Raw genomic sequence first — 9,888 nt, forward strand, 5'->3', positions numbered from 1 at the left:
TGTGCATTTTTACCAACTCAAGAAAGTTTCTGAAAAGTACACATAAAAAAAAGCCCTCAACTGAGGGCTTGATTACATTAGAAACGCCAATTGTAGAACAAGTCGATCGCCCGTTCGAGAGACTGACTGGCTTCCATATATAAACGCTGATTGATTTGATAACGCAAGGTCAGTTTGTTTACCGGAGTAAATACACCAACACCATAACGGATAAATAGGTCTGGCGTAATATAACCGGTTACGGATACCTGCGTATCATCCCCTGTACCTTGCGCATCTAACGCTAAACCACTTAGACCAAAAGTACGACCGATCTGGTTGGTCAAGGCACGGGTACCACCCAAGCCCAAACTGATGCCGGCTGCCGCAATGGTATTGTTCACATCCGATCTAAAGCTTTCAGTCTGACTGAGTGCCGAACTCCCTTCATTGATACGCCCCGTAATCAGCGCATTTAATGCTTCCTGTTCAGACAGGCCAGCATCGTTATAAACCTGAATTGCTGGGTTAGAGGCTGTACCAGTAACACGAACCCCAACAACATTCCCTTGAACGGATTTATTGGCATCAATATCAAGCGTTGGATTTGACAATGGACCATTGAAACGAGCAATGGCACGATTCAGATCCAGACTCTGACCATAGGCTTCAATCTTCACACGTTGAGACACACCAATTGCACCATTGGCACGCATCGCAGTTTCCAGACCACGTTGAGACAGATTGACACGCCCCAGCAGTGGAATACGACTATCAAAGCCCTGGAAAATCACCTGATTGCCCAGCGAAACGGAAATATCAGCACGAATATCCCAAGGACGCGCTGCGCGAAGAATGGCTAGCTGATCTTGACCTTCGCGTACCACTCGTACATCCGATGAAACGCCAACCACCGGTTTCGAAGCTTCCGGCATCGAAATCAGAGCACGTGGTACTTGTACTGAACCATTTAGGCTCAGTTTTTTATTAAATGGATACATATCCAGAGTTAAATCTGGAGTCACTACAGCTGTGATCAATGGTGCCTGACGAACTAACAGGTTTTCACCTTTCATGTGCAGCTGCACGCGCATTTCATTTTTCCAGTCGACTGAACCAGTCAAACGGCCTACACCACGGCCACTGTTAAATGCGCCATTGATTGTGGCATGATCCTGACTCACTGCAGAATACAACTGTACATTGGTGAGATTGACTGGCAGCGAAATCATGCTAATTGCACCATCTTTGACTCGCACCTGACCATTGAGCAGTGGCTTAGTCAAAGTTCCACTGATCTTTCCGGCATAAGACAAAGTACCACTCAGGCTACGCACATCCTGAATAAATGGTTTAAAGACTTTTAGCTCGACCTGGTTAAAAGCGACTTCTCCGCGCATTGGCAGGTTGTCACGATATGGATCAATGATGACATTGGCATAACCAGTACCGATTTCCGGAGCTTTCACATCTAGACGGATTTGCAAGCCTTCAGCCACACTCTTCGCCACCAGGCCCACTTCATCATATTTCATGGTCTGACCCAGATATTGCGTATCTTCCGCAGCAAGACCGACCACACCGTTACGAGTCACCAGTTTGGCATCAATTTTGGGTCGTGCCCCTTTAGCCCAAGTGGCTTTAGCATAACCATTCACTTTACCTGTGATCGCAATACCTTCAGGCATAAAGGCACTGAAATCATCCAGATCGACATTTCGTGTCTGGAAGGACACGCTGGCACGATTTTTATTTACACGAATTGGCTGATCAAAACACAACTGGCTTTGCTGACTGGTCCAACAATGTGCACCGACAAACAGATCTGATTGTGCCGTATTGTAAATCACCGAAGCACTTTGCCGCTGTACCAGTCGGGTACGCAGAGAGTCAAAATCTCCTTTCTGGATCTGACCGAGCCAGTTATTTTGGGCATTAAAGCCGCCTACCAGCTGTACATAGAAGCTAGTCAGCTTGTTCTCAGCCTGTAATTGCAGCACATGTGCAGCACGGGTACCCGCTAGCGATATCTGACCTTTGGTAATCTGACGGTTACCACTACGCAAGTTGTCCATAGTGGCAATCAGCAAGGTCGGAGTATTTTGTGACGTTGGCAACTGGCCCTGTATTCGGATTTTTTTCACGCTAAAAACGTTATTAAAAGCAAAATCGTCTACCGCCAGATTGGCTGAAGCACGCAGGCGTGGCTGAGCCTGCATATTCACATAGCCATAAGCGCGACCACGTAACCCTGGATAAATCTCATATAATGCTGGTGCATTAACTTTCAACTGCAGATTCTGTGCATTACCAGTCGCCTGCAGCTGGTTGTTAGCATAAGACAGGAACAGATTATTAGCTTCAAACTGACGGGGCACAAAGCCACTCTGTTTGCTGTCAATAATCATCGATAGGTTACCTGTACCACGTACCGGCTTGTTATTCAGTACACCGGCCAGATTCAGTTTCTCGATCTGAATCCGTTTCAGTGCATCCGACCACAGGCCACGGGTTCTGACATTACCAGACAGTTCACCTTTAACACTCGAAGCAAAGTATTGTGGCTTAAAGCGTACTAGCGAAGCATTTAGATCCCAGCCAATCCCATTGGCCATATTCACGATACCATGTGCATTAATCTTGCCGGCAATACCGTCATGCTTGAATTCATCTACACGTAACAAGCTTGGAGTACCGGAAACCTTAAACTGCAGCAGGCCTTTACTCGCCGCAAACTGGCTGGCATTCAGGTTACCATCATAATGCACGGCATAACCTTTAAAGCCACCCCCCTGTTTTTCGTCATGGATAAGTAAGGCAGCAGTACTGCTTCCGGTCAGGTGCACCGTTTCATTCTGGCCCGCCAATCGACCAGTCAGATCAATACCTTTGAGATTAATAATCTGCTGGTTCGGTTTGGCATAACCACTGGCAGTGACCCGACCATTGAGGCGATCGACTGGTAATGCTGGAGCTATAGTCTGGGTATTTAAGTCCTTAGCATTTAGGACTGCATTCCATTTCAGTTGACGTTTTTGATCTGGCAATTCCACAACGGCATTACCGCTCAGGCTGCCACTTTGTGCACTGTAGTTAAAGCTTGGAACTTTTAAGATGTTATTTTTCAGATTGAGTTTGGCCTGATACATCCCCGGTGGAAGTAAAGCCCCTTCATGTGCAGAAACACCGGTAGCCACAAAAATATCCTGCTGACCATCAGTCAGGGCCAGATTAACATCGCCGGATTCACTTTTTAGCCAGCCGACATACGGCACAGCACGGTCAATATTTTTCCAGGCCACATTCATCAAGATTGGCTGAACTTTGTTATTTTTCGCCTCTGCCTGATCCAACTTGATGTTCCAGGTTTCATATTTATCAAAATCAACCAGCCCAGTTAAATGCAAGCCTTTTTCCAGTGTCCCTTTCGATGCAACTTTGGCATCAAGCATAGGAGGCAGAAAGTCCTGCACCACGTGCGGAATGACCTTGTCTTTAGGATTAAGTTTATTGACTTGTCCCGCAATATCCCAGGTAACTTTCTCATGCCAGCCGACTACACCAGCCAGACTCACCGAACCTTTCATCAGCTGACCATTAAAATCGCTAATATTCAACTGATTCACCAAATCCGTATAGCCAATCGCACTATATTGCCCTTCCGGAATATTTTGACCACTTAAATCAGTATTCAGGTTAATGTCCAGTCGCTGGATATCACCCTTAAAGTCAGCAACACCATCTTTGGTAAATAGCTGTTGATCTTTCAGAATTGGCCAATGGTACTGCTTAAACTTAAGCTGGCCAAACATCGGTACATGCGGATGCATTGGATGTACCACAGCCCAGCCGGTCAGCAAATCTGGGGTATTGGTCGCGACGCCCGCCTGAATGGTATCTAGAGAACCCCGTGCATCGACATGAATGTCACGAATGTTCAGGCTGTCATTTAATGATGGAAGATTAACAATACCTGTCGCATTCAGCGGATATTTACCATGGAAATCCATGCGCCCATTGGCTTCTCGCACCGACAGATAGCCCATGTTCATACTGGTATCTTCAAAAGTCAGTTCAGTGCCTGACCATAAACCTTCATTGATCACCACATCATAGAAATCTACGTTACTGCTATGGGTTTTAATCAATAAATGATCTAAATCCAAATGATCAACACGCAGTACAAATGGCAACCGGATATCATTAAAAGCAAATGGTTTGTCATTTGGCGGATTCTTGGTAATGATCTGCAGATTCCGTACATCGGCACGATTGAGGTGGATTTCTCTTTTGATAATGGCGCGCCAACCTAAAGTGACATCGGCACGGTCAATTTTGACATCCACAGGCTTTAAGCTGACCAGCACATTCCGCAGGATAATCCCACGCCACAGGTTACCACCTTCATATTCATAATGAATAATCTGTTGGCGTTCGAGCACCTGATCCAGCAGGAATTTACTGCCACGATCGGTCGAGAACATCACCGCCAATGCGCCCAGCAGGAAAATGATCGAAAATAGGACCGACAATAAGATGCTTCTTAAAATACGACGTTTTTTCGGCAACGGCGTATTTTCCGGTTCTGCGTCTTGTGGTTGCTGGTTCTCTTCGACCATGTTCGTCCCAAATATCTAAAAATTCTAAAATCAGTGAATGTTATAACTGTGAGCCAATAAAGAAATGTAGCCGAATCGGATGATTATCCTCGGAAATACCGGAAGCCACATCAATACGAATTGGACCAATCGGTGATGCCCAACGCACGCCCAAACCTACCCCATATTCAGTCGGATTGCTAAAGTCCTTGTCATAGGCATTACCCGCATCAGCAAAGACAGCTGCACGCCAACCGTCCTTAAACTGGTAGTTATATTCCAGCGAGCCAATCGCTTGTGCTTGGCCACCCACCTTATAACCATTAATTTCTGGTGACAGACTCTTATAGTCAAAACCACGGATACTCTGGTCACCACCGGTAAAGTATCTCAGGTTATACGGCACTTTAGTAAAATCTTCAGTAAAAATATAGCCCGCATCGGCACGTCCCACAAACTGATGATCGGCATTTTCACCTAATGAATAGATAAAACGCCAGCCAGCATTAGCAATCGCCATATCCGCATCAGATAATAACGCTTCACTACCGACTTCCAGCTTATATGTTTGCTTAAAACCTTTGGTTGGGTTAACCCGTTTATCACTGACTGTTCGGGAAAGCTCATAACCGAATAATAAAGATTCCTGAGTTTCTGCAGCACTCACCAGGAAAGCATCTGGAATATTATTGGCATTGACTTCGCCTTGCTGGGTTAACTGATCCAAACGGTAACGTACCCCATAGGTATGCTGCCAGCTACCGCGTGGATTTTTAATAAAACGATCTGCCCCCACAACCGCAGACTCAATTAAAAGACCATTGCCTCGTGCGACATCATCGCGTTCTTCACGCTCATAACCACCGACAATACTGAAATAATCATTCAATGGATGCTTATACGGAATATTATAACGACCATCAATGGATTGACGGATTTCTGATAATTCCACGTTAGCATCAAAAGAATGTCCACGTTTGTTCACGATCGCACGGCGATACTGTCCACGGACACGCATACCGGTATCCGTACCATAACCGAGACCAAGTTCAGCACTATTCAAGGTATCGGCATTCAAAGTAACCAGCACCGGAATGACTTTTTCTTCACGGGCCTGAGCTTTCAAGCGTTCCTGTTCAGCTTCTTTAGCTTCCTGTGCGGTGCGTAATGCGCGTAAATTTGCCTGATCCTGTTCCTGACTGCCTGCAAACTGGCTTTCATCGACCACATTTTGGGTAACTTCTTCTGTAGAAGCCACCTGTTTTTTGTCCTGAACAGCTAAAGAAGACTCTGAAATTCGCTGTTCATCCACAAGTTGCTGAATGTCTGGTGGTAATTCCAAAGGCTTTTCAATTGGATCCGGTTTAACTGCATCGACCAGGGTATAGTTAAAATAACGGGTATTGGTCAGGTTATTGGCTAAAGAATTTACCCGCCAGAAACGATAATCTGCACCTTCTTGCCACGGCACCAGACTTTGTAATACATCTGGATCCAATGGAAATTCTTTAGTCGGATCACTCATCCGGAAAGTTACTGCACCCAACTTATAGGCATCACCAGTTTCATAACGCAGGTTTATGTCAGCTGTGTTCTGAGGTTGTGCCACCTTAGCATCATGCAAGCGCCAGTAGGCATCGAAATAACCATTATTGCTCGCGGCCTCGACAATACGCTCTTTAGTACGTTCATATTTACCGTGATGAAATACATCACCTTCTTCCAGTTCAGGTAATACTCCAATGACCTGGAACTGCGGTGTATTGGCACCGGCGCCACTAAATTCAATATTCTGGCTCTGCACCAGTACCGGTTCATTCGGAGTGACATAGACCCTAACACGTGAATCAGACAGTTTTTCAAAGCGGAATGCAGCATTATAGAACCCGATTGCTTGCGCTGCCTGATTCGACAAGGTACGTAGTTGTGGCAAGGCAGACTGGAAATCACTAAAGGACTCCTGGGTAAAACTAGACAGCTTGTTTTCAATATTGGCTTCTAAATTTTTATAAGCTTCATCGCGCGCTTCTGCTGAAAGCTGCTGACTCGTACCATTGCCATTGGTTTTGACAATGACTACATCCGCATCAATCCGTGGTACCTTCGCTGTCATGATTCGACGTGGCGGACGAACTTTATAAAACAAGCGCTTAAAAATATTTGGCTGTGTCGCATTTTCTGGGCGTAACTGCTGGGGTGATAACTCAGGTAAAGTCGCACCACTTTCATTGGCTTGTACCAGAATCTGGCTATCCGACTCAATATTCTGCATCAGCTGGTCGACATTCACTGGGGCCTGATTGATTTCCAGCAGTTCCTGCTGACTGATGTCGTTGACCACAATTTCAGTATTTTGAGTCTGACGGTAGGCTTGTGCTTCACGTTTAGCTTCTTCAGCGACACGGTAAATTTCATCCGCCATGGCCTGATCGACCGCCTGCACAGGCAATTCTTCTAAATCTTCAAATTCAATCGGCTTAAATGCTTCGAATTGCTGACCAGCCTGCTCCTGCTCCCGCAGCATCTGCAGGCTGTCGACATTCACTTCTGGCTGAATCGCCTGTTCGATTTTCTCAGTCGCTTCATTTTCAGTACTTGCCAGCCCCTGCTGAACGGCTTGCTGAGATAGCTCTTCAATCATTTCAGTTTGGGTAAGCGCCACCGGCGTTTCAGTCTGGGGAGTTTGTGCCATGCTGTGCTGGATGAACATCATGAAAAACATGCTCATACATAGACGGCTTCCCGTATGCGCCGGTATGAACGTACTCATACTCTGGCTGAGCAGTGTTTCTTTAAATTTTTTCTTTGCAGGCATAGAAAACTCTAAACAAATACATTCTTTAATTGATTATTTGACCGAAAAATATAAGCTAAGAAACTCGAATCTATAGGTTTTTGCCATTTCCATGGTCAAAAGTATCTTACATGAATTTTCAGGATGTTTACGCATCATTGACATTTCTTAATAAATTTTAATGTAGCCCATCCCACATGAACAATAATGAACCCCTACTCGGTACCCGTCGCTTTTTACCGATGTTTATGACGCAGTTCTTTGGTGCGTTAAATGATAATGTCTTTAAGCAGGCCTTATTGCTGGTCATTACCTATGGCTGGATTCAGCAAACCGCTAGTATCAGCACCCTGAACAATCTGGCCGCGTTGCTGTTTATCTTACCTTACTTTATCTTTTCCGCGACCGCTGGGCAGATTGCCGACAAATACGAACGTTCACAACTCATCCGTTATTTGAAAATTCTAGAAATTGTGGTGATGGTATTAGGAACAATCGGCTTCCTGACAGGGAATTTATGGATTCTGATGTTTGCCCTATTTCTGATGGGAACGCAGTCTACATTCTTTGGCCCAATTAAATACGCGATCTTGCCAGAAATCTTAAAGCCGAATGAACTGATGTCGGGAAATGCGCTATTCCAGTCGGGGACTTCACTGGCCATTCTGTTCGGTATGATTCTAGGCGGTGCCGTGATTGCTGCATCAGCTGGAAATTTATTATGGATCAGCCTGACCGTCCTGAGTATCGCGATCATCGGCTATTTTTCCAGTCGTTTTATTCTAAAACAAGACTCACCAGCACCCGAACTTCAGGTAGACTGGAATTTCTTCCGCACCAGTTTTCAGACGATTAAATATGCCAAAAGCCTGCCACTGGTATTTATGATCCTGTTAGGAAATTCCTGGTACTGGTTTTACGGTGCGACCTATCTGACCCAAATTCCACAGCTCACCATGCAAAACTTGCATGCATCTGAAAATGTTGCCAGCCTGCTATTGACCTTTTTCTCGATCGGGATTGGTTTAGGTTCTTACCTATGCCGTAAACTCGGTGGTAGTGAAGTGAATATTCGTATGGTGCCGATCGGTGCAGTGGGTTTAACTGTATTTGCATTTTACCTGGCAGCCAGTATGGCAATGGTTCCACCCCGCACGGGTGAACTGCTCGGGCTTGCGGATGTGTTTCAGCAAGGCTGGAGCTATTATCACGTGATGTTTGCTGTGACTTTGCTGGGGATCAGTGGCGGTTTTTATATCGTACCGCTGTATGCCATGATGCAGGCGCATTCTCCCCGCTCACATCGTGCGCGGGTAGTTGCAGCAAATAACATTCTGAATGCTGTTTTCATGGTATCTTCTGCTATATTCTCAATTATTATTTTAAGCGTCTTAAATTTTGATCTTAAAATACTTTTCTGTATTACGGCGGTCTTGAGCGGCATATTCACCCTGTGGCTACTGCTTCGAATTAAACCTATGCTCAACGCTACACCAGCATCATTGGAGGATTAATGCATGCGTCAATATTCAGGTGTCGATAAGCTCATTCATTCTTTTGACCAGGCATTGCGTAGTCTTGTTCCAGGAACCACCTCAGCACATCGAGAAAATCCTGCTGAAAAAACTGATGCACAACTGGCGGTTTCCGAAGCCCGTCATGTGGCTGGTCTGATGCGTGTGAATCATAGCGGAGAAGTCTGTGCCCAGGCGCTGTACCATGGCCAAGCCATGACTGCAAAATTACCGAATGTCCGCCGTGAAATGGAACAGGCTGCCATTGAAGAGCAGGATCATCTGGCATGGTGTGAAGACCGTTTGAAAGAACTAGACAGCCATACTAGTCTGCTCAACCCAGTCTGGTACACCCTGTCTTTTGGTATGGGTGCCATTGCAGGCATTGCCGGTGATAAATATAGCTTAGGTTTTGTGGCAGAAACTGAACGCCAGGTCAGCTTGCATCTACAACATCATATCAGCCAGTTACCGTCGCAAGATGAACGTTCACGTCGCATTCTGGAGCAGATGAATGAAGATGAACTGCATCACCGTGACACGGCTCTGGCTGCAGGCGGTGTGGACTTACCTCTTCCGGTGAAGATCACCATGACAGCAATTTCCAAGCTGATGACGAAAACTAGTTATTATATCTAGAGTTTTTATCAACAATTTAATAAAAAGGATCTAAATGTGAATTTAGATCCTTTTTTATATATTTTTTATTGTGTGATACCTAAAAATTCAAAATATACAATACCAGAGCCATTACCCCCTCCACTTTCATTACCGGCACCTTCAAAATTAAATAAAAATATATATGTACCCTCTTTTTCAAATGTGTATTTTAATTCTGTACCACAAACCGATTTTACATTACTGTAATTTTCGTCATAGATATAAAATCCTGTGGAAAAATAATCAACGTTAATAAAATCTTGTTTTCCACTACATCTAGATTTTTGTAATGATGTCAAAGGTGTGTCCAGCATCACAGAAATATGGCTTTGTTGCACAAACC

Annotated in this window: 5 protein-coding genes; 2 read left to right on the forward strand and 3 right to left on the reverse strand. The window is 45.0% G+C overall.

Annotation, left to right across the window (positions count from 1 at the left end; genetic code table 11):
• Positions 1 to 77: 77 nt before the first annotated feature.
• Both GW12_RS04505 and GW12_RS04510 read right to left on the reverse strand, forming a co-directional pair.
• On the reverse strand, positions 78 to 4,598 hold the full coding sequence (locus tag GW12_RS04505) for a translocation/assembly module TamB domain-containing protein (protein WP_034584050.1): 4,521 nt from the start codon (positions 4,596 to 4,598) through the stop codon (positions 78 to 80).
• A gap of 40 nt (positions 4,599 to 4,638) precedes the next feature.
• Entirely contained in the window at positions 4,639 to 7,392 is a 2,754-nt protein-coding gene (locus GW12_RS04510) for an autotransporter assembly complex family protein (protein WP_034584052.1), read from the reverse strand.
• 176 nt (positions 7,393 to 7,568) lie between these two features.
• Between GW12_RS04510 and GW12_RS04515 the strand changes: the two genes are divergently transcribed.
• Positions 7,569 to 8,885: an MFS transporter gene (locus GW12_RS04515; RefSeq protein WP_034584055.1), complete on the forward strand. Its 1,317-nt coding sequence runs from the start codon at positions 7,569 to 7,571 to the stop codon at positions 8,883 to 8,885.
• Between the two features lie 3 nt (positions 8,886 to 8,888).
• Positions 8,889 to 9,524, forward strand: a complete 636-nt coding sequence (gene coq7, locus GW12_RS04520) for a 2-polyprenyl-3-methyl-6-methoxy-1,4-benzoquinone monooxygenase (RefSeq protein WP_034584058.1) — start codon at positions 8,889 to 8,891, stop codon at positions 9,522 to 9,524.
• A gap of 65 nt (positions 9,525 to 9,589) precedes the next feature.
• On the opposite strand, the gene GW12_RS04525 is transcribed toward coq7, so the two are convergent.
• Positions 9,590 to 9,888, reverse strand: a 299-nt coding sequence (locus tag GW12_RS04525) for a hypothetical protein (RefSeq protein ID WP_227504126.1), incomplete at its 5' end; no start/stop codon positions are given.

Source organism: Acinetobacter sp. HR7 (assembly GCF_000773685.1).
GTDB lineage: Bacteria > Pseudomonadota > Gammaproteobacteria > Pseudomonadales > Moraxellaceae > Acinetobacter > Acinetobacter thermotolerans.

What these genes read in the sequence shown, in the direction of transcription:
- GW12_RS04505 (WP_034584050.1), bottom strand. Translation starts at nt 4,598, where the DNA reads ATGGTCGAAGAGAACCAGCAACCACAAGACGCAGAACCGGAAAATACG.
- GW12_RS04510 (WP_034584052.1), bottom strand. Translation starts at nt 7,392, where the DNA reads ATGCCTGCAAAGAAAAAATTTAAAGAAACACTGCTCAGCCAGAGTATG.
- GW12_RS04515 (WP_034584055.1), top strand. Translation starts at nt 7,569, where the DNA reads ATGAACAATAATGAACCCCTACTCGGTACCCGTCGCTTTTTACCGATG.
- coq7 (WP_034584058.1), top strand. Translation starts at nt 8,889, where the DNA reads ATGCGTCAATATTCAGGTGTCGATAAGCTCATTCATTCTTTTGACCAG.